The following is a 20,268-nucleotide window of genomic DNA, read 5'->3' as shown; positions in this document are numbered from 1 at the left end:
CGATCCTCATCGAGGCCGACGGGACCACTCCCGTGAGCGCCGCACCGCCCGCCCCCTCCTCCACCACTCCGCTCCGACGCCAGAAGGACTCCCTGACGTGATCGACATCCTCCCGCGACGACTCCTCGTCGGCGCGCTCTTCTCGGTCGCCCTGGTGATCGTCCTCGGGATGGGGTACATCTTCTCGACCCGGGAGCCGGCCACCGGCCTCCTGGTGATCGCCGCCGGAGTCGGCGGCATCGTCGGCGCCTACGTTCTGCTGCGGGTCCCCGCGCACTGGCTGCCGGCGATGGCGCTCGCGTTCTTCGCGCTCGTCCCGACGCCGCTCACCCCCTCGACCCTGACGTTCCGCATGACGCTCTGGGCGGTCATCCTCGTGATCTGGGCGATCCGGCGCGGGCTCGCTCCCGAGCTGTGGCGCGCCCCCGTCAAGGCGTGGACCCGCGAGCTCGTGCTCTCCCCGTGGCGGGCCGTGGTGATCCTCGCGTTCATCGCCCTCATGCTCTGGTCGGCCGTGGCGACGGTGCGCGGCTCCTTCGCGAGCGAGGGCGTCTCGTGGCTGTTCAGCTTCGCGATCTGCGTGGGCGTGCCGATGCTCGTCTTCGACGCCCAGCGCGAGGCCGTGCTGCTGCGCAAGACGTGGGTGATCCTCTCCGGGCTGCTCGCCCTCTACGCCGCCCTCGAGCTGGTCGCGCAGAGCTCCCCGATCCTCGGTGCCGTCTACGGCGCCCTCGGCTACGAGCAGGACCAGCACTGGTCGCTCTACCGCGCCGAGATCACCTTCGGACACCCGCTGCTCGCCGGCACCTTCCTCACCGTGGGCGCCGGGCTCGCCTTCGGCTCCTGGCTCCAGGGCTCCCGCAAGTCGGACCTGCTGCTGGGCATCCTGGCCTCGGGCGGTGTCGTCGCGACCGTCTCGCGCGGACCGATGGCGGCCATCGCCGTCGCGGTCGTCGTCGCGCTCGTCGCCGTCGGCTTCCTCAACCCGGACCGCTCGCTGCTCCGGCCCGGCTCGATCCTGATCGCCGGCCTCATCGCGGGCGTCGGAGTCCTGAACTTCGAGCCCGTCACCGCCCGCAACAACAACCTCGACGCCTCCATCTCGGCCGGCGCCCGCGACCTCGCGGTGACCGTGTCGCTGAAGGCGGCCGAGCTCACGCACTGGCTCGGCTCCGGAGCGGCGACGTCCGGCATCAGCGGCAGGCGGTTCTCGGACGTGGTCATCGAGAACTCGTTCCTGCAGCTGCTGATCAGCGTCGGCATCCCCGGCCTGCTGTTCTTCGTGATCATGGTGGCCGCGATGTTCGGCGCCACGCTCAGCCGTCGCGACGTCGGCCCCGCGGCCGGCCTGCTCGGCTTCATGGTCTGCCTCGCCGGCTACAACGCCATCGACGCGGTCCGCCCCAGCCACCTGCTCCTGGGCTTCCTCGTCATCATCTGTCTGAACCCGGTGCACGTCCCCGACTTCTCGAAGGGCATCCGGATGCGCCAGCCCCTCGGGGCGCGGATCTTCGACGCGCCGATGGCCGTCGGGATGCGGGGCGAGCGGTGAGCCGCCGCTCCCGCAGGAACGACTCGTCGCCGGCCGCGCTCGTCGTCCAGCAGTCGCTCGCGCCGCCGGACTCGACCACGCAGTACGTCGACTCGATCGTCGACGGCCTCGCGCCCGGCGTCGAGCTGCTGTTCTTCTCCTGGCGCAGCGCCCTGCTCGCCGACTACGACGTGCTGCACGTGCACTGGCCCGAGCTGATGATCCGCGGCCGCAGCCCGCTGCACCGCTTCCTGCGCCGCCGCGCTCTCGACGTGCTGCTGGTGCGCCTCGCGCTCCAGCGCATCCCGCTCGTGCGCACGGTGCACAACCTGCACCCGCACGAGCTCGGTCCCGCCGCCGAGCGCCGCTCCCTGGCCCGGATCGACCGCGCGACCGACCTGTTCGTCCGCCTGAACCCCACGACCGTCACTCCCGGCCGGGCGCCCGCCGTCACGGTGCTGCACGGCCACTACCGCGACCAGTTCGCGCAGCACCCGCTGCCCGAGCGCGAGCACGGCCGCGTCCTCTACTTCGGCATCATCCGCCCCTACAAGGGCGTCGTCGAGCTGATGGACGTCTTCCGCGGCGTGGAGGACGACTCCCTCTCCCTGCACGTGGTCGGCAGCCCCAGCACGGGCCAGCGCGAGCTGGTCGAGGAGCGGGCCGCCCGCGACACCCGGGTGCGGACCACGCTCCGCCGGGTCGACGACGCCGAGATGGTCGACGAGATCGGCCGGGCCGAGCTGATCGTCCTGCCCTACCGCGAGATGCACAACTCCGGCTCGATCCTGGTCGCGCTCTCGCTCGGCCGGCCGATCCTGGTGCCGCGCACGCCCACCAACACGGCCCTGGCCGAGGAGGTCGGCAGCGACTGGGTGATCGAGTACGACGGCGATCTCACGCCCGAGCGGATCACCTCCGCGCTCGAGCGCACGCGCACCCGTCCGCCGGAGGGGCTCCCCGCCCTCTCCGGTCGCGACTGGGACGTGCTCGGACTCCAGCTCAAGAAGGCCTACGAGGGCGCGATCGCCACCAAGAAGGGCTCGACCCGATGACCGGGACCACGCAGAAGCCGTCTCCGAGCCTCGGCCGCTCCGCGAGCCGCGGCGCCGCCGTCACGATCGGCGGGCAGGCGATCCGCATCGCCGTCCAGCTGGGCAGCATCGTCGTCCTCGCGCGCCTGCTCGCGCCGGCCGACTACGGCCTGCTCGCGATGGTCACGGCGATCATCGGCATCGGCGAGATCTTCCGCGACTTCGGCCTCTCCTCCGCCGCCATCCAGGCGAAGGAGATCACGCCGGGCCAGAAGAGCAATCTGTTCTGGATGAACGCGGGCATCGGCCTCACCCTCACCCTGCTGGTCATCGCGGCCTCGTGGCCGATCGCCGCCCTCTACGGCGACGACCGGCTCCAGCTGCTGACCGTCGTGCTCTCCTCGACCTTCCTCCTCAACGGGATCTCGACGCAGTTCCGCGCCGACCTCGCCCGGCACCTCCGCTTCGTGAAGCTCACCCTGGTCGACATCGTCGGCCAGGTGCTGGGCCTCGTGGTCGGCGTGCTGATGGCGCTCGGCGGCGCCGGCTACTGGGCGCTGGCCGCGAGCCAGGTCGTGCAGCCGCTCATCGGCGTGCTGATGCTGGTCTTCATCACGGGCTGGCGTCCCGGCCGCTACCGCCGCGGCGAGGCGATGGGCCACTTCCTCCGCTACGGAGGCGGCGTCTTCGCGACCCAGGCGCTGACCTACGCGAGCAAGAACGTCGACTCCGTCATCATCGGCGCGCGCTTCGGCCCGGTCGACCTGGGCCTCTACAACCGCGCGTTCCAGCTGATGATGCTGCCGCTGCAGCAGCTGAACGCCCCGGCGCAGCGCGTCGCCCTGCCCGTGCTCTCCAAGCTGCAGGACGAGCGCGAGCGGTTCCGCACGTTCATCCTCTTCGGCCAGTCGGCGATGCTGACGGTGATGGGCCTCGTGCTCGCCGTCCTCGGCTCCCAGTCCGACTCGGTCATCCGGATCCTGCTGGGGGAGCGCTGGCTCGCCTCGGTCCCGATCTTCCAGATCCTGCTCGTGGCCGGGTTCTTCCAGGCCACGGCGTACTGCTCCTGGTGGGTGTTCCTCTCCAAGGGCCTCGTGCGCCAGAGCGTCTGGTACAGCCTGGCGACCCGCCCGCTGATGGTCGTCCTGATCCTGCTCGGCTCCAACTGGGGAGTGACGGGCGTCGCGGTCGCGTACGCCGGCTCGCTCGCCCTCACCTGGCCGATCGCGCTGATCTGGATCGGCCGCACCTCCGACGCCCCCGCCCGCGAGATGTTCACCAACGGCCTCCGCAGCGGCATCGCGTTCGGCTCGATCACGGTGGGCTCCTCCTTCTCCACCGTCTGGATCGCCGCCGACCAGCCCGTCCTCCGCCTCCTCGTGGGCGGTGCCGCCGTCCTGGTCGGGGTCGGGCTCTGGATGCTGATCCTCCCCGCGTTCCGCCGCCAGATCCTCGGCCTCGCCGACCTGCGCCGCCACTTCCGCCGCAGCCGCCCGGCCGCCGCTCCCGCCCCGGCCACGGTCGACGCCACCAGCCCCACCGGTGACAGCGCGCTGGTCGACGGAGCCGTCACGGCCGACACTCCCGACTCCGAGCGGCCTCCCGCCGCCGTTCCCCCCACCGAAAGAGATCGATGAAACTCAAGCTCGGCGTCGTCAAGTCCTGGAAGAAGGACTTCGTCACGACGACCCGCCTGCCCGCCCGCCGCGACGCGGCGGTGCTCCGCGCCGCCCTCGCGGACCTCCGACCCGAGCCCGAGTCGCACCTCGTGATCGCCGCTCCCGGCAGCGGCAACATCGGCGACCAGGCGATGCTGGAGGCGTTCCTCGAGAACACCACCGGTCCTGTCGTGGTCGTCCAGCGCTACGCCGGCGACGTCGTGATCCCCGAGGAGCAGGCCGACCGGGTCGAGGTCGTCGAGCTCCCGCACCTGGTCTACGGAGTGGGCGACGCGCACGCCGCCGACCTCCGCGCCTACGCCGCGCTGATCCGCCGCGCCCGCTCGGTCTCGGTCGTCGGCGCCGACATGATGGACGGCAAGTACAGCCTCCGCGGCTCGGTCCGCCGCTCCCTGCTCGCGCAGGCGGCCGCCGAGGCAGGGGTGCCCACGCGCATCCTCGGCTTCTCCTGGAACGCGGCGGCCCGCCTCGCCGCCCGCCGCTCCCTGATCGCCGCCTCCCGCGCCGGCGTCGTCCCGATGCTGCGCGATCCGCTCTCGGCGGAGCGCGCCCGGAGCATCGGCGTGCAGCGCGTCGAGGAGGTCACGGACATCGTCTTCTCGGCGCGCACCCGCGACCGCAGCTTCCGCGAGGGGCTGGGACTGCCCGAGGGCGTCCCCTTCGCGCTCGTGAACGCGAGCGCCCTCGTCGCCGGCATGGTCGACCAGGTGCCGGAGTACGAGCGCATCGTCGACCGCCTCCGCGCCGCCGGCGTGCACGTCGTGCTCCTCCCGCACGTCTCCCGCCCCATCGGCGACGACAAGGTGGCCGTCCGCGCGGTCGCCGAGCGCGTGGGATCCGAGGGCGTCACCGTCGTCGACCGCGTGCTCATGCCCGCCGAGATCCGCGGCCTCGCCGAGGACGCCCTGCTGACCGTCACCGGCCGCATGCACCTCGCGATCATGTCGCTCTCGCTCGGCGTCCCCGCGATCACCCTCGCCACCCAGGGCAAGGTCGAGGGCATCATGCGCCTCATCGGCCTGCCGCAGCTGTGCGTCGAGCCTGTCCCCGGCTTCGCCGACCGCGTCCTCCCGGTGATCGACCGCATCCTCGCGGAGCCGGGCGACGGCGGCGTGCGCGCCACCATCGACGCGGCCATGCCCGAGGTGCGCCGCCTCTCGGCGCTCAACACCCGCGGCCTCGGCGCGGAGGTCGTGCGATGAGCGCGGCGCAGGAGAAGGGACCGCGTATGCGGATCATGTTCGTCGTCACGTCGCTGCACGGCGGCGGGGCCGAGTTCGTCGCCCGCACCTGGATGGGCTGGCTCCTCGAGCAGGGCCACCACGTCGACGTCGTCACCACCTCGGTGAAGGGCACCGACGAGTACCTCCCCGAGGGCGCGGTGCTGCACCGCATCGGCGAGGGCAAGGGCCACGTCGGCAAGGCGCGGATGCTCAAGGAGCTGTTCCGCCGCCGCACCCCCGACGTCGCGGTCGCCCTGCAGGGCTACCCGAACATCGTGCTCCTGGCCTCGGCCGAGATGACCGCGAAAGCGGACCGCCCGAAGACCATCGTGAGCGAGCGCAACCTCGTCTCGCTCGGCATCCCGGGCTTCTCGAGGACGCAGAAGGTGCAGCTCGGGCTCGCCAAGACGCTCTACCGACGCGCCGACCACGTCATCGCGATCTCGCACCCCGTCGCGGGCGAGCTCGTCGCCGGCTTCGGCGTCTCGGGCGAGCGCTGCACCGTCGTGCCGAACCCGGCGACCGCCAAGGTCGACCGCTCCCGCCAGGTCTCGCGCACCCCCGGCACCGCGGCGGGCCTGCAGATCGTGCTGCCCTGCCGCCTCGTCGTCCAGAAGCGCCCCGAGCTCGCGATCCTCGCGGCCGAGGAGCTGGAGCGCCGCGGCATCCCCGCGAAGGTCGTCTCCTTCGGCGGCGGCCCGCTGCTCGGCAGCATGAAGGCGGAGGCGACCGCGCGCGGCGTGGACTTCCAGGACATGGGCTGGGTCGAGGACTGGTTCCACCACTTCGACGAGAACGCCGTCGTGCTGCTCCCGTCGCTGCGCGAGGGCTTCGGCAACGTGCTGGTCGAGGCGGCCGCCGCCGGCGTCCCCTCGGTCGCCGTGTCCGGGGCGCTCGGAGTCGCGGACGCGATCGTCCCCGGCCTCACCGGCGAGCTCGCGCTCACCCCCTCCGCCTCCGACCTCGCCGACGCGCTGATCCGCGCGAGCGAGCTCGAGATCACCGGCATCGACCGCTGGCTCGACCGCTTCTCGCTGGAGTCGAGCGGCCGCGACCTCGAGACGGTGCTCCGCCGGGTCGTGGGGCAGAAGTGACCCTCGTCTCGGTGGTGGTCCCGGCGCACCAGGAGGAGGCGCACCTCGCCTCGGCCCTGGAGCGCCTGCTGCGGCAGACCCACGCCGAGCTCGAGATCCTCGTGGTCGACGACGCCTCGACCGACGGGACCGAGGCGATCGGCCGCGCGTTCGCCGAGGAGCACGAACGGATCCGCTACCTGCGCTGGGACGAGAACCAGGGCGTCGCCGCCGCTCGCGAGCGCGCCGTCGGCGAGGCCGCCGGCGAATGGGTCTGGCTGGTCGACGCCGACGACGAGTGGCCGGAGACCGCGGTCGAGGCCATGCTCACCGCGGGGGAGGCGGGCCGCGCCGACGTGGTGGTCGCCCAGGCGGTCACGGTCGACGCCACCGGATCCACGCCCGTCGGCTCCCTGCGCGGCCCGCTCGCGCTCTCGGGCCGGGGCGCCTTCACCGCGCTCCTGGTCGGGGAGCTGACCGGGCACCTCTGGAACAAGCTGTTCCGCCGCGAGCTCTTCGACGGCATCGACTTCACGCGGATCCGCCAGCACTCGGACCAGGCGCAGGTCGCGCAGCTGCTCGCCGCGGCCGACGAGGTCGTCGTCGTCCCCGACTCCGTCTACGAGTACCGCCTCCGCTCGGGCTCGATCATCCGCTCGGGCGCGAAGCGCGCCGACTCGCTCGCCGGGCTCGCCGCCGTGATCGAGCGGACGGCCCGCGGGCTCGACCCGCGCCTCCTCGACTCGCAGGACTACTCCTACTACCGCGCGCGCTTCTCCCTGCTCTCCCGCTTCAAGGACGCCACCTCGGGCGCGCACAGCCCCGAGGAGGCCGACCGGCTCTGGCGGGCCGCGCACGACGAGGCGGGGCTCCGGCACCTGGTCGCGCTCGTGCGCCGGCGCGACCTGAAGCGCTCCGTCCTCTTCGGGCTCGCCGCCGCGGCGCCCGCGCTCTACCGTGCGGCGATGAGCGCCGGGAACGGACGCCGGTGACCGTCGTCCCCCCGGTGAGCGGAGAGGCCGGAGTGCGCTTCCCGGCAATCGAGTCCTCGTCACTATTCAGCCGAATGTGCGGCGCGGACGATACACCCTTAGTCTTGATCCTCGGTCGCATTCTGCGACCGAGCCTGCGTCCTTCTCTGAGCCTTGTTCACCTCGGATGGAATTCACGAGCGGTACGACCGGGCACAAGGGGGAGAGAATGAAGCTGCTGAAGCCTGCGGGCGGGGCCCGACGCGAATGGGTGGATTTCGCCAAGGGTGCCGCCATCCTGATGGTCGTGTACTACCACACGTCGTTGTACCTCGGTGACATCGGGGTCGAGAACACTCTCGGCCGCATCAAGGTCGTGTTCGAGCTGTTCCCGATGCCCCTCTTCTTCCTGGTGTCCGGTCTCTTCGGCTCGCGCATCCGCACCTGGAGCTTCGGCGACCTCTGGCGCCGCAGGCTGTACCCGCTGCTCTGGCTCTACGTGGTCTGGTCCGTGATCCGCATGGCCTTCTACCTGGTCGTGCCGCTCGCGAACGGCGGACTCGGCGAGCTCCCCGCGACCGACCCGCTCAACCTGCTCCTGCTGTTCTTCTGGCCCAGCAGCAGCTACTGGTTCATCTACGGCCTCGTCCTCTTCACGCTCGGCGCGTGGCTCCTGCGCAAGGTCGACCACCGCGTGCAGGTCGCCCTCGCCGCGGTGATGGGGACGATGTTCACCACCGGTCTCCTCAACACGACCAACGTGGGCTGGAACCGCATCGGCGCCCTGTTCGTCTTCTTCCTGGTGGGCACGCTCTACTCGAAGAGGATCATCGACTTCGTCGAGCAGAAGGGGAGCCGCGCGTTCCTCTACGTCACTCCGGTCTTCGTCGTGCTGAGCGCGGTGCTCTTCCTCTTCCCGATCCGCTGGGTGCCGTTCCTCGCCCTCGCCGGCCAGATGGCCGCCGTCGCGATGGGCATCCTCGTGTCGCGGGCCCTCTCCCGAGTGCGATTCCTGAACTTCTTCACGATCTGCGGCGAGCGCAGCCTGCACATCTACCTGCTGCACCTCTACTTCATCGTGATCGCCATCACGATCCTGCGGGTGATCCTCCCCGAGGACCGCTCCGAGATCGGCGGCTTCGAGGTGCCGCTGCTGCTTGTCGTGATGGTGCTCGCGGTCGTCCTCTCGCTCTTCGTGACCCGCTACCTCTCGAAGGTCAAGTGGATCTACGTCCCCCCGGCCGCCCTCGGCGGCCCCGGCAAGCGGCGCAAGCCCGTGCCCGTCCCTGCGCGCGGCCCCGGAGTCGTCTCCGATCCCGCCGCGGTCCCGGCCGATGAGCCCGGCACCTCCCCCAGTCACGAGAAGAAGAGAGCGGAGTCCCACGAGTGAAGACGACACGAGCACGCAGAGCCGGAGTCCTGGCGGCCGTCGTGGCCGTCGCCCTCGGGCTCGCCGGCTGCTCCTCGCAGCCCGAGCCCGTCCGCACGCCCGACGGCTTCACGACCGAGAAGGCGATCGAGTACCGCTCGGTCGACGGCGTCTCGCTGAAGGCCGACGCCTGCCTCCCCACCGCGGGCGGCACCGACCGCCCCGCGCTGCTGATGCTGCACGGCGGAGGGTTCGTCGACGGCGCCCGCGACGAGGGCGGGATGACCGAGCTCTGCGAGTACTACGCCGAGCGCGGCTTCGTCTCGGTCTCCGTCGACTACCGCCTCCTCCAGGACAGCCGGTACCCCGGCCAGATCGAGGACGCGCAGGCCGCTGTGGAGTGGCTGCGCGAGCCCGCGCAGGTCACGCGCTTCGGCCTCGACCCCGCCCGCATCGGCGTGATGGGCAGCTCCGCCGGAGCGATCATCGGAGCGACCATGGGCACGCTCGGCGAGGGCTCCCTCACCGAGGGCTCGCGGGTCAAGACGGTCGTCGCCTTCTCGGCGGTCGCCGACATGACCGAGACCGGGATGTCGCTGGGCACGCCGGTGCCCGAGGCGAAGGAGCAGATCCTCTCCTACCTGGACTGCGACGAGATCGACTCGACGACCTGCCCGCAGAGCATCCCCGCGTCGCCGATCACCTCGGTCGACTCCACGGACGCCCCGCAGATCTGGCTGACCTCCGAGGACGAGCTCGTCCCGGTCGAGCAGGCCGACGCGATGCAGGTCGCCCTGCAGGACGCCGGAGTGGCGTCCGAGGTCGGCGTGGACGGCTCCGGCCACCACGGGCTCCAGAACAACACCCCGAACAACAAGAAGGCGATCCTCGCCTTCCTGCAGGCCCACCTCTGATCCACCGCTCCCGCGCGAAACCTCGCGGCCGGGTCCGCGCAACGCGGACGACACATCACGACGCTACAGTCAGACCCCCTGCACTCCGGTGCAGTCGACGAAAGGGACACCACACACCATGACCTTGAACGGACTGTTCGCCGGCATCGGCCGGAGGTGGGTCTACATCGTCGCCTTCGCTCTGCTCGGCGCCGTGGCGGCCCTGGTACTCAACGCCGTCCTCCTCCCGCAGTACAAGGCGGACGCACGCGTGTACGTCGCGGTCTCCTCGTCCGGGGTCCTCTCGACCGCGGACCGGGTCGCGGCCAACAGCGCCGCCTCCCAGGCCACGGTCACCTCCGTCGCCCTCGGCACCTCGGACACCGTCCTGCAGGGCGTCATCGACGGCCTCGGCATCGACGAGCCCATCGAGGACTTCGCCAAGCGCGTGACCGTCCTCGCCGAGCCGGAGTCCGTGGTCATCACGATCTCGGCCACCGACCCCTCGCCCGAGCAGGCCGCGGTCATCGCCAACGCGGTCGCCGCCCAGCTCGACGCGGCCGTGAAGGGGGCCGACCCGGCAACCACCACGAACGGCGTCGCCGTCCCGCAGATCCAGCTCCAGGTGCTCAGCCAGGCGCTCCCGCCGGAGCTGCCGGTCACCGGTGGCATCCTCGTCCTGCTCGCGCTCGGCATCCTCGGCGGCGCCGTGGTCGGCGTGGGAGTGGCGATCGTGTTGACCGCCCTCGACCGCCGCCTCCGCAGCGGCGACGACGTCCGCTCCGCGATCGACCGGCCGCTGCTGGGCATCGTCCCGGTCAAGGCCACCAAGCTCGACGAGATGCTGAACTCGACCGAGATCCCGGCCCGCTACTCGGCCGTCGCGTTCGAGCTCTCCGCCATCGCGCGCACCCGCTCGTACTCCTCCTTCGCGATCGCCCCGGCGTCCGAGAAGACCCCGCACACCGCCAGCGCGGTGCTGCTCGCCAAGGCGCTGGCCGTGCTCGGCTCGTCCGTCGTGATCGTGGACGGCACCGCCGAGGGCTCGGCTCTCGCTTCCGCCTCGGGCGGACGCCCGGGCCTGCGCGAGGTGCTCGCCGGAGCCGCCTCGCTCGACGACGCGATCATCAAGCGCTCGACCGACCGCGTCGACCTGCTCCCCGCGGGCGGCGCCCAGGCCGGTACGCCGATGCCGACCGACGCCCTCCGCGCGCTGGTCGAGGAGCTCGAGAAGGTCTACGACATCGTCCTGATCGTCACGGGCACTCTCGGCGCGACCGAGCAGTCGCCGACCTTCCGCGGCGTGGCCGACGGCGCCGTCCTCGTCCTGATCGAGGGCAAGGTCGACTCGCCCCAGGCCGCCGCCGACGTCCACTGGATCGAGACCGCCGGCACCCCCGTGGTCGGCGCGGTCGTCCTGGCCCGCCACAAGCTGCAGAAGGCCCCCGCGATCGTCTGATCGCGTCCTCGCACGCTGCGGAAGAGCGCACCCCGGCCCCGGCCGCGGTGCGCTCTTCCGCGTCCGGGGACTGCCGCTTGTCCGGGGCGGGCCCGTGCGGGCTCTGCGAGGCCTGGCCGGCGCGTCCGCCCTCCCAGCCTCTCCAACGCCCGCCGTGGCCGGACCGGGCCCTTCTCCGTCCCCCGCGAGCCCGCTCACCCCGCGAGTCCGCACGAGTCGCGGTAGTCGCGCGCGAGCACGCCGACTTCCGCGGACTCGAGAGGAGGCGGCGTCCCCGTCCTAGGCCAGCGGGCTCTCCGGGGCGGGCCCGTGCGGGCTCTCCAGGGCATGGCCGGCCCCTCCGGACCTCCTCCGGCCTCTCCAGCGCCCGCCGTGGCCGGACCAGGTGCCTCACCGGCTCCCGGGAGCCCGCTGACACCGCGAGGCCGCAGAAGTCGCGGTACCCGCGCGCGACTCCGCCCACTTCTGCGTGCTGGAGAGGCGCGGGCGCGTCAGCCGGGCTCTGATCGCGTCACCGTCCGACCGGCCCACTCCTGCGGCCCCGGAGACGCCGAGCGCCCGCCCGCGCCCTCGCGAGTCCGCGGTGGTCGCGGTCGTCGCGCGCGACCCCGCCGTCCGCGCCTGGTCGGCGGGAGGCGGGCACACGCAGAACCGCCGCCGTCGAGGGACGACGGCGGCGGTTCTGCGCGCGGGGGGCGGATCAGGTCACGGCGTGCAGGCCACGTTCCCGATCAGGTCCTTCCCGGAGTTGGAGCAGCTCAGCGTGTTGCCACTGGTGGACCAGTTGGACGGCTGGTGGAGGTAGACCACGGCGTCCCGGGTCTTCAGCGCGAGGTTGCCGCTGATGGTGTTGTCGTTGCCCGAGCCGTCGGCGCGGGTGATCACCTGATAGCCGTAGGTGGTGGTGCCCGCGGCGGAGTTCCCCGCGGCCAGCCAGCTGTTGCCCGAGACCAGGATCAGCGAGACGACGTCCGAGGCGAGCCGCGATCCGCCGAGGACCGTGTTCCCGATGATGTCGCCGTCGAGGGTGCCCTCCTTGGCCTCGATCGGCTCGGCGCCGGTGTCGCTGATCGCGTTGTCCACGACCGCGATGCGGGCCGTGCGGTCAGGGTTGCAGCTGTTGTACTCGCACCAGTTGCGGTCGGAGGTGCCGACGTAGACGCCCTCGCCGTACTTGGCGGAGACGATGCCGGTGCGGCGGATGGTGCTGCCGACGATCAGGGAGTCGGTGGTCTGGTTGCGGAAGTGGACCGCCTCGTAGCCGATCTCGCTCACCGTCAGGCCGGCCATCTGGACGCCCTTGCTGGCGAGCACCTGGATGCCCTGGAAGGAGCTGCGGACCGAGAAGCCCACGAGGTGCACGTCGCTCACCGTGTTCAGGATGAGCGCGGTGCCGCTCGAGGTGGATCCGGAGGTGAGGACCGCGTTGGGCGAGCCGCAGATCCAGATCGAGCCGGGCTGGGCGGCGGTGCCGCGGAGGGCGAACTTGCCGGTGTAGACGCCGTCGGCCAGGCGGATGACGTCGCCGGAGGAGGGGTTGGTCAGGGCCGTGACGAGCTGCGCCGAGGTCGACACCGTCTTGGTGGCGGCGGGGCAGTCGAAGGCCGCGAGCAGCGAGGCGCGGGAGGCGAGGATGTCGGCCGAGGTGGTGGCCGACTCCTTCAGCCGCGAGTCGCGGCCGGCGTCGTCGGTCGCCGTGACGGTGTACGTGTAGGCGCGTCCCGCCTCGGCGGTCTCGTCGCGGTACTGGCGCACCGGGTCGGCGACGGTGCCGACGACCGTGTCGCCGGAGCCGTCCTCGTTCGAGCGGTGCACGTCGTACGAGACGACCCGCGAGCTGAAGGGCGCGTCCCAGGCGACGGTGTAGCCGTCGGTCAGGGGGGAGAGCTCCACGGCGTCGGTCGCGAGGCCGTCCTCGGCGAGGACGAACGCGTCGATGATCAGGTTCTTGTCGGTCGACTTGGAGTTCTTCGTCCCCGTGTAGGAGATGGTCACGGTGTGCGTGCCTTCGGCGAGGTCGGTCGTCTCGTAGACCGGCACCTGGTACTGCGCGGTCGAGCTGTAGCGGTCGACCTTGGTGACGGGTCCGCCGTCGACCGAGACCGCGGCGATGCCGGAGGAGGAGGTCTTCCGGCTGATCCAGCGCCACGACGTGCCGACGAAGGTGAACTCCACCGATCCGGCGGAGGTCAGGTACTTCATCCCGCCGCCGCTGTCGCCGCCCGCCATCGATCTCCACGAGCCGGTGTACTGCAGCGCGGGGTCGGTCTCCTGCACGAGGAGGCTGGTCGCTCCGGAGGGATCGAGCACGGGGCCGTCGTCCTCGCCGCCGCCGGTCTCGTCGGTCGGCTCCTCGGTGGCGGGAGTCGCGCGGGTGATGTCGAACGCGTCGATGACCAGGTTCTTGTCGCTCGCGGAGCTGTTGGCCTTGCCGCTCCAGGCGATCTTGACCGTGTGGACGGTGTCGGCGAGGTCCTTCTTCGTGAACACCGGGACCTGGTACGCCGTGGTCTTCGTGTACCGGTCGACCGAGGTGCTCGCGCCGTCGACCGTGACGGTGGCGATGCCGGCGGAGGCGGTGGTGCGGCTGACCCAGCTGAAGCCGGTGCCGCGGAAGCTGAACGAGACGGAGCCGGTGCTGTTGAGGAACTTGATCCCGCCGCCGCTGTCGCCGCCCGTCATCGTGCGCCACGAGCCGCTGTAGGTCAGCGAGGAGTTCGTCTCCTGGATCCGCGTGCTCTGCCCGGCGCCCGGGTCGAGAGTGGCCGCGGAGGCGGCGGGTGCCGTGAGGGGGGCGACCAGGATGCCGAGAGCGGCGATCAGAGCGGTGGTGAGGGAGAGGCGTGCGCGTCGTCGGCGAGGGCGGGTCGGGTCTGGCGTCGTCTGAGGATTCACGATCGGCTCCGGGTCTTCGAGGGGGCGTCGGGGGCGGTTCGAGGGGGCTGCTCAAGGGGGTGGTGCTGGTCCTCCCGACGCTATAGACGGGCCTTGCGACTGATGGCTGGATGAGACGGATTCAGGTTGTAGTACCCCATTCGGGCGTGGTGGTCGGGCTTATATCAGCGATTCCGCTGAAGGACTGGCGAACCGCCGCGCATGCGTGTACACGGAACGGTCACACGCGCTGTCGACGACGGATCGGAGGGCGGATGTCGGATCGGGAGGAGACTCCGGGAATGCCCGTCCGCGGAATGGACGAGGGGGAGTGCTGCTCGGTCGAGGAACGGCGACCCTATCCGGCGACTCTGGACACGGCCCCGGGCCGGGCCGCTGGGCGAGAGAATTGACCGGGCGTTCACCGGGCCGACCCCGCGCCGAAACACTGCGATGATGGGCTGTCCACTGGTGATCGCCGTCGCACCCGCGTCGCGGATCACCCGCCGCGGGCCGAGCGGCGGTCCCGACGAGAGGGAGGACGCGATGGACACGGCCACGACCGCGACCGGCGACCGCCCGTCCACCCCGCCGTCCCGGGAGCGCCCGAGACGCCCCCGGGTCCGCGCTCGCACCGTGATCGGACGGCTCCTGCTCGTCCCCCTCGTGGTGCTCGCCCTCTTCGGCGCCGGGATCCCGCTCTACGTCACGCCCCCGATCGACCCGATCCCCGAGCAGGCGGACGCGGTCTTCGTGCTCGGCCCGTCCACGAGGGCGCGCGTCGAGTTCGCCCGCCGGATCATCACCTCCGGAGCGACGGACACGATGGTGCTCTCGGTCGGCCCCGGCGAGATGAACGCTCCCTACGAGGCCAAGAAGTACAAGAAGTGCAACGAGCCCGGCGGCGACGTCCTCTGCTACTCCGCCGACCCGCTCACGACCCAGGGAGAGGCCCGGCAGCTGCGCGACATGGCCGAGCAGCACGGCTGGGACCACGTCATCGTGATCACCAACGCCTCCCACCTCGTGCGCGCCGAGATGATCATCGAGCGCTGCTACTCCGGCGAGCTCTCGATGGTGCCCTCGGGCGAGCCGATGGGCCTGGACTACCTGGTGAACCAGTACGTCTACCAGACCGGCGCGTTCCTCAAGGCCTTCCTGGTCACCAACGGCTGTTGACGCGAGCACTCCTCCTCGAGCCGCCGAGCCCGCCTGCGCTAGTCTGCCCGGGGCGCCATCGGCCCCGAGCCCGCTCCTGCGGAGCCCGGCCGGCCCGGCCCACGACGGCAGCGCGGCAGGAGGATCGACCGGGGAGACCCGCGACGCTCCCCGCTCCGCACCGGTCACCCCCACGCGAACCCCTCCGAAAGGCCCGCCCGTGACACCTGCCCGATCGATCTTCGCCGTCGGCCGCGGCCAGTACGAGAACATCGGCGACATCATCCTGCGCCGCCAGCTCCTCGACTGGCTCCGCGAGTCGGGTCCGCTCCACGTCTACGTGGGCCACTCGCCGTGGGGCTACGACGACGGCCTGCGCCTGGGCCCGGACGACACGGTGTACCGCTCGCTCCTGCGCTGGTACGCGGCGCTCGCCCGCGAGGCCCTCGCCGGCCGGGCGAACTCGGTGTTCAAGCCGGGAGAGATCCAGCTGACCCTGATCGGGATGAAGGAGCACCTCGTGATGCTCCCGGGCATCGCCCTGGTGCGCCTCGGCGGCGGCCGCGTGATCCGCGCCGGCGTGGGCACCCGCAACTTCGCCCCGCTGCCCCGCGCGATCATGTGGCCCTCGATGGCGCTCTCGAGCTACACCCGCTGGCGCGACGACAAGACGGCCGGCTACATGCGCGTCGGCGCCGCCATGCCCGACCTCGGCTACGGCGAGGGCTCGAGCGATGCGGAGCTGACCGCGTTCGCCGCGCAGCCCGACGAGGAGCGGCGCGTTCTGGTCCTCTCCCTCCGCGAGGACCACGAGGTGGACGCCCGCCCGTACCCCGAGCAGGAGTGGCTGGCCGCGATCAAGGGCTTCGCCGAGCGCGAGGACCTCGACATCGTCGTCGTCACGCAGGTCGCCGTCGACGCCGAGCGCTCCCGCCGTCTCGCCGCCGACCTCGACGCGGACATCCTCGACTGGGATCCGGCGCACACCCACGACGAGCACGAGATCCTGCTGCGCGAGCTCTACCGCACGGCCCGCGTCGCGATGAGCGACCGGCTGCACGTGATCATCATGGCGTTCACCGAGGGCGCGGCCCCGGTGAGCCTGCAGATGGACGGATCGACGAAGGCCTCGCGCCACTTCGAGACCATCGGGATCCACGACGTCACCGTCGACATGTCCCGGACGACCCCGGCCGCCGGCGTCGAGACCTTCTCCGCCGTGGTCGCCCGCCGGAGCGAGCTGCTCGAGAAGCTGCTCGTCGCCCGCGGGCGCCTCCGCGGCGTCCGCGACGACATCCAGGCGCTGCTCGCCGTGCCGCCCCGCAGCCGCCCGGCCGCCGCGGCAGCCCCTGCCGGCCCGAAGACGCGGGTGTACCACGTCGGCCGCAGCGGAGAGGTCCCCGGAGGCATGACGCAGGTCGTCAACGGGTACCTGCGCTGGCCGTTCGAGCGCTCGGACGTCCGGGTGATCTCCTCCCGCACCGCTCCGGGCGAGCACGTCGCCGCGGCCCGCCTGGCCGCCGGCGCCGCCGCCCGCATCGTCGCGATCGCGCGCCGGGAGCCCGGCGCCGTGATCGTCGTCCACCTCTCGGAGCGCGGCTCGTTCCTCCGCGAGGGGTCCCTCCTCCGCCTCGCGCACCGCCTGGGCCTGCGCACGGTCGCCCACCTGCACGGCAGCGAGTTCGCCGCCTTCACCGCCGCGCACCCGCGCCTGGTGAAGGACGTGCTGCGCAGCGCGGACGAGATCATCTCGCTCTCGGAGGAGACCTCGGCGATCTGCCGCCGCTACGTCCCCGCCGAGCGCGTGCACCTCGTGCCGAACGCGCTCGAGCAGGGCACCCCGCGCGAGAAGACCCGCACGGTCGTCTTCGGCGGCGTCGTCAGCCACCGCAAGGGCGTCGACGTGCTGCAGAAGGCGTGGGCGCAGGTCGAGGGCAAGGAGGGCTGGCGCCTGCTGGTCGCCGGTCCGATCCGCGAGCCGGAGGTCGTCGACCGCGGCGTCCCGGGGATCGAGTTCCTCGGCTCGCTCGAGAACGCCCGCCTGCTCGCCCTGCTCGACGAGGCGTCCATCGCCGTCCTGCCCTCGCGCGACGAGGCGATGCCGATCTTCATCCTCGAAGCCCTCGCCCGCGACGCCGCCGTCGTCTCGACCGCGGTCGGCGGCATCCCCGAGGTCCTCGGCGACGGCTGCGGCCGCGTGGTCGCGCCCGGAGACGTGGAGGGCCTCGCCGCCGCGCTGACCGAGCTCATCACCGACGAGGACGCCCGGGCCGAGGTCGTCGAGAAGGCCGGGGCGCGCTTCCGTGAGCGCTTCTCCGCCGACGCCGTGTTCCCGCGGGTGGAGGAGGTCTGGCTCGGCTGAGCCGCCTGCGACTTCGCCCCGGATCGCGCCCCGGGCCCCGCTCCGGGCCTGGGCGGAGCCGCGGGAGCGTAAAATCGGTGGAGTCCGCGTCGCCGTGCCGTCGCGCGCCCATCCGTCCGCTCCCGGACGCCTTCTCCCTCCATCCCAGAGAGGCTCGACCGTGGCCATCGCCGCCGACTCCGACCGCCGCCTGTGGACCCTGCCCCTCGCGCGCGCCGTGATCGCGGCGGTCGCCGGCTGCGTCGTCACCTTCTCGCCCGACCACGGGCCCGCCTTCGGCCTCGCCGTCTTCGGCGGCTTCGCGATCGCGACCGGCGCCGTCTCGCTCGCCCTCGGGCTCCGCAGCTGGAGCGGCCGGGCCCGCCCGCTCGCCCTCGGCTCCGCGGTGCTCACCCTGGTCGCCGGAGTCGCGGCGCTCGTCGCGCTCCCGGTCGCCAACCTGCTCTCCTTCGTCGCCCTCGTCGCCGGCTGGGCGCTGCTCTCCGGCTTCCTCGAGTTCTCGAGCGGCCGCCGCGGTCAGGGCCTCGCCGCCCGCGACTCCGTGATCGTCGGCGTCGGCACGATGCTGCTCGGCGCCGCCTTCGGACTCCTCCCGCCCCACCCCGTCGTCACCGTCGGCCTCCTCGGCGCCTACGCCGTGATGGTCGCCGTGTTCCTCGCCATCGCGGCGTTCTCGCTCAAATGGGCCGCCGGCGCCGACGCAGCCACCGGACACGATCCCGTCGCCCCCACGACACCGACCTCCGGAGGAGACCGATGACCGCCGAAGGCCAGCAGCCCGACCCCGCCTCTCCCGCAGACCGCGCCTCGGCGGCCGACTCCGCCCCGGCGCGCGACGCCGGCGAGTTCACGCCCCGCACGTTCCAGCCGACCCGCAAGGACCGCCTGCGCCCGCTCGAGCTCATCGGCTTCTCCGCGGTGATGGCGGCCTTCGTCGGCCTCGTCGTCATGCTCTCGACCCGCGAGCCGGTCGTCGCGCTCATCTCGTTCGGCGTCGCCTTCATCGTCGTGCTCGTCGCGATCGCCATGTTCTCGCTGACCTTCAAGCCGGACGAGGCCGAGATCGCGGACATCGACGAGCAGGACTCCGCTCACTAGGCGAGGGACGGCTCCGCCGTCACTGCTCACTAGGTAAGGGACGGCTCCGCCGTCACCTAGTCGGCCGGGAGCACAGCATCGCGGGTGGAGGGTCCCTTCCGCCGCGCATGCTGATCGAGCAGCCCGCAGGGCGTCTCGGGATCCGCCGCGCACGCGAGCGCGTTCCCGCCTGAGGCCGCTCCGGGCTCCCCTCCGCGGAGTGCCCGCCGTTCATGCTGATCGAGCAGCCCGCAGGGCGTCTCGAGATCCCGCCTGCGCACGCGGGCGCCGCTTCCGCGTCGGTGGTCGCGCGTAGCGTGCGGAGGGTGGCGGAGGCGATCGGGCGGTGGTGGCAGCGGCGGCGGTTCTCGCGCGGCGCCGACGTCCCCTACGCGGTCGGCACCTACCGGGAGGCGTGGGCGTCCTACCCCGTCCTGGTGCGGCAGTACCGGCCCGAGTACAACGAGGGCATCGTGCTCAGCCAGATCCCGCCCGCGGCCGACGTGTACCTGTGCTGGCTCTGCGACGCCGGGCATGTCTTCGTCGCCACCCCCGAGGAGCAGCGCCACCGTCCCGGCCGGGAGCGGCGCCGCTCCTCCTGGTGCCCCGACTGCGCCGAGCTCGCCTCGCCGCGCCTGCCCCGGGCCGCGCCGATGATCGGCGGTCGGCTCGCCGAGGTGCTCGCGCCGACGTCCGCCCCCGACGACGGCTCCTTCGTCCTCCTGGCGCCGCCCGCCGTGATCGCGCGGGGGCTCCCGACGTCCGCGTCGCCCACCGGCCGCGGGTCCGCGTCACCCGCCGACCCGAGCGGATCCGCGCCCGCCGCGTCGTCGACTCCTCCGTCCGCTCGATCGAGCCCTCCAGCTGCCGCCGCTCCGGCCGCGCTCCCGTCCGCCCCTCCCGCCGCTGCCTCCGCCGTTCCGGCCGCGGTCCCGTCCGCCGACCCCGCCGCCCGCCCGGCGCGCTCCCGACCCCGGCCCGCCCGCGTGTGCCCGAAGACGCCGGACCTCCCCGTCGGCGAGCCCTTCGCGAGCCGGTGCGCGCCTCCTCCCGCCTCCGCCGTCGAGGCCCGGCTCCGGGCACTCCTCGCCGAGCGCCTCGTCTTCGATCCGGCACACACGGCGGTGCGTCTCGCGCGGCCGTTCTTCGAGCACTGCGAGGCGTGGCCCGACCTGGTGCTCGGCGAGCTGCGCGTCGCGATCGAGTACGACTCCACCGGCCGTCACGGACTCGAGCACGTCGGGCACCGCGAGGAGGCCGACCGGCGGAAGGACCGCGCGCTCCGCTCCGCCGGATGGGAGGTGGTGCGCATCCGCACGGGAAAGCTGCTGCCGCTCGGCCCCCACGACCTGGTCGCCACGGGGGTCACGGCCGCGCTGGCGGACCGCCTGGTCGACCGGCTCCGCGATGTCCGCGGTCCGCTGCTCGTCGACGCCTGGGCGCGCTGAGCGCGTCGTGCGGCGGCTGCGGGACGGTCCTCGGGGACCCGTCCCCGTCGCTCCGTCCCCGTCGCTCCGTCCCGGTGTCCTGCTCGGCGGAGCGGGACCCGTGGATGCAGTGCCGGC

General features: G+C 72.5%; 15 protein-coding genes. 14 read left to right on the top strand and 1 reads right to left on the bottom strand.

Going from position 1 to position 20,268, the window contains the following annotated elements:
- Positions 1–97: 97 nt before the first annotated feature.
- The 9 genes from GSU40_RS14480 to GSU40_RS14440 all read left to right on the top strand — a co-directional run bounded on the left by GSU40_RS14480 (position 98) and on the right by GSU40_RS14440 (position 11,232).
- Positions 98–1,552, top strand: coding sequence for a hypothetical protein (locus GSU40_RS14480; RefSeq protein WP_104283050.1), 1,455 nt, complete (start codon positions 98–100; stop codon positions 1,550–1,552).
- On the top strand, positions 1,549–2,586 hold the full coding sequence (locus GSU40_RS14475; protein ID WP_160035476.1) for a glycosyltransferase: 1,038 nt from the start codon (positions 1,549–1,551) through the stop codon (positions 2,584–2,586). Before GSU40_RS14480 ends, GSU40_RS14475 begins: the two co-directional genes overlap by 4 nt.
- Positions 2,583–4,202, top strand: a complete 1,620-nt coding sequence (locus tag GSU40_RS14470) for a lipopolysaccharide biosynthesis protein (RefSeq protein WP_160035474.1) — start codon at positions 2,583–2,585, stop codon at positions 4,200–4,202. The genes GSU40_RS14475 and GSU40_RS14470 overlap by 4 nt, the downstream gene beginning before the upstream one ends.
- Complete coding sequence (locus GSU40_RS14465) at positions 4,199–5,446, top strand: polysaccharide pyruvyl transferase family protein (RefSeq protein ID WP_104233543.1); 1,248 nt, start codon at positions 4,199–4,201, stop codon at positions 5,444–5,446. The genes GSU40_RS14470 and GSU40_RS14465 overlap by 4 nt, the downstream gene beginning before the upstream one ends.
- The gene (locus tag GSU40_RS14460; RefSeq protein ID WP_104222481.1) at positions 5,443–6,561 is read left to right on the top strand and encodes a glycosyltransferase; all 1,119 of its coding nucleotides are present in this window, start codon (positions 5,443–5,445) and stop codon (positions 6,559–6,561) included. The genes GSU40_RS14465 and GSU40_RS14460 overlap by 4 nt, the downstream gene beginning before the upstream one ends.
- Positions 6,558–7,532, top strand: a complete 975-nt coding sequence (locus GSU40_RS14455; protein WP_160035472.1) for a glycosyltransferase family 2 protein — start codon at positions 6,558–6,560, stop codon at positions 7,530–7,532. The genes GSU40_RS14460 and GSU40_RS14455 overlap by 4 nt, the downstream gene beginning before the upstream one ends.
- Before the next feature lie 208 nt (positions 7,533–7,740).
- The gene (locus GSU40_RS14450; RefSeq protein WP_159940775.1) at positions 7,741–8,901 is read left to right on the top strand and encodes an acyltransferase family protein; all 1,161 of its coding nucleotides are present in this window, start codon (positions 7,741–7,743) and stop codon (positions 8,899–8,901) included.
- Positions 8,898–9,794, top strand: a complete 897-nt coding sequence (locus GSU40_RS14445) for an alpha/beta hydrolase (RefSeq protein ID WP_104247646.1) — start codon at positions 8,898–8,900, stop codon at positions 9,792–9,794. The genes GSU40_RS14450 and GSU40_RS14445 overlap by 4 nt, the downstream gene beginning before the upstream one ends.
- Before the next feature lie 118 nt (positions 9,795–9,912).
- Positions 9,913–11,232, top strand: coding sequence for a Wzz/FepE/Etk N-terminal domain-containing protein (locus GSU40_RS14440; RefSeq protein ID WP_104350119.1), 1,320 nt, complete (start codon positions 9,913–9,915; stop codon positions 11,230–11,232).
- Positions 11,233–11,937: 705 nt separating this feature from the next.
- On the opposite strand, the gene GSU40_RS14435 is transcribed toward GSU40_RS14440, so the two are convergent.
- Complete coding sequence (locus GSU40_RS14435) at positions 11,938–14,127, bottom strand: hypothetical protein (protein ID WP_160035470.1); 2,190 nt, start codon at positions 14,125–14,127, stop codon at positions 11,938–11,940.
- A 435-nt stretch (positions 14,128–14,562) separates the two neighbouring features.
- On the opposite strand from GSU40_RS14435, the gene GSU40_RS14430 reads away from it, so the two are divergent.
- The 5 genes from GSU40_RS14430 (at position 14,563) to GSU40_RS14410 (ending at position 20,151) form a co-directional block, all read left to right on the top strand.
- Positions 14,563–15,285 carry a YdcF family protein gene (locus GSU40_RS14430; RefSeq protein WP_160035468.1) on the top strand — a complete coding sequence of 241 codons (723 nt, stop codon included), beginning with the start codon at positions 14,563–14,565 and terminating at the stop codon, positions 15,283–15,285.
- A 199-nt stretch (positions 15,286–15,484) separates the two neighbouring features.
- Positions 15,485–17,626, top strand: coding sequence for a glycosyltransferase family 4 protein (locus GSU40_RS14425; protein WP_104226626.1), 2,142 nt, complete (start codon positions 15,485–15,487; stop codon positions 17,624–17,626).
- Between the two features lie 160 nt (positions 17,627–17,786).
- A complete protein-coding gene (locus tag GSU40_RS14420; protein WP_104225185.1) occupies positions 17,787–18,386 on the top strand; it encodes a DUF308 domain-containing protein in 600 nt (199 codons plus the stop codon).
- Positions 18,383–18,724, top strand: a complete 342-nt coding sequence (locus GSU40_RS17105) for a hypothetical protein (RefSeq protein ID WP_244229499.1) — start codon at positions 18,383–18,385, stop codon at positions 18,722–18,724. The genes GSU40_RS14420 and GSU40_RS17105 overlap by 4 nt, the downstream gene beginning before the upstream one ends.
- 305 nt (positions 18,725–19,029) lie before the next feature.
- Positions 19,030–20,151, top strand: a complete 1,122-nt coding sequence (locus tag GSU40_RS14410; RefSeq protein WP_244229498.1) for a hypothetical protein — start codon at positions 19,030–19,032, stop codon at positions 20,149–20,151.
- Positions 20,152–20,268: the final 117 nt, after the last annotated feature.

This window comes from Rathayibacter sp. VKM Ac-2805, assembly GCF_009834265.1.
Taxonomy (GTDB): domain Bacteria; phylum Actinomycetota; class Actinomycetes; order Actinomycetales; family Microbacteriaceae; genus Rathayibacter.
Note: the sequence above shows the minus strand (reverse complement) of the source record. Positions and strands in the feature narration are given on the sequence as shown.

Excerpts from the sequence above, each read along its gene's own strand:
- GSU40_RS14465 (WP_104233543.1), top strand. The coding sequence starts at position 4,199 with ATGAAACTCAAGCTCGGCGTCGTCAAGTCCTGGAAGAAGGACTTCGTC.
- GSU40_RS14430 (WP_160035468.1), top strand. The coding sequence starts at position 14,563 with ATGGGCTGTCCACTGGTGATCGCCGTCGCACCCGCGTCGCGGATCACC.
- GSU40_RS17105 (WP_244229499.1), top strand. The coding sequence starts at position 18,383 with ATGACCGCCGAAGGCCAGCAGCCCGACCCCGCCTCTCCCGCAGACCGC.
- GSU40_RS14460 (WP_104222481.1), top strand. The coding sequence starts at position 5,443 with ATGAGCGCGGCGCAGGAGAAGGGACCGCGTATGCGGATCATGTTCGTC.
- GSU40_RS14450 (WP_159940775.1), top strand. The coding sequence starts at position 7,741 with ATGAAGCTGCTGAAGCCTGCGGGCGGGGCCCGACGCGAATGGGTGGAT.
- GSU40_RS14470 (WP_160035474.1), top strand. The coding sequence starts at position 2,583 with ATGACCGGGACCACGCAGAAGCCGTCTCCGAGCCTCGGCCGCTCCGCG.
- GSU40_RS14440 (WP_104350119.1), top strand. The coding sequence starts at position 9,913 with ATGACCTTGAACGGACTGTTCGCCGGCATCGGCCGGAGGTGGGTCTAC.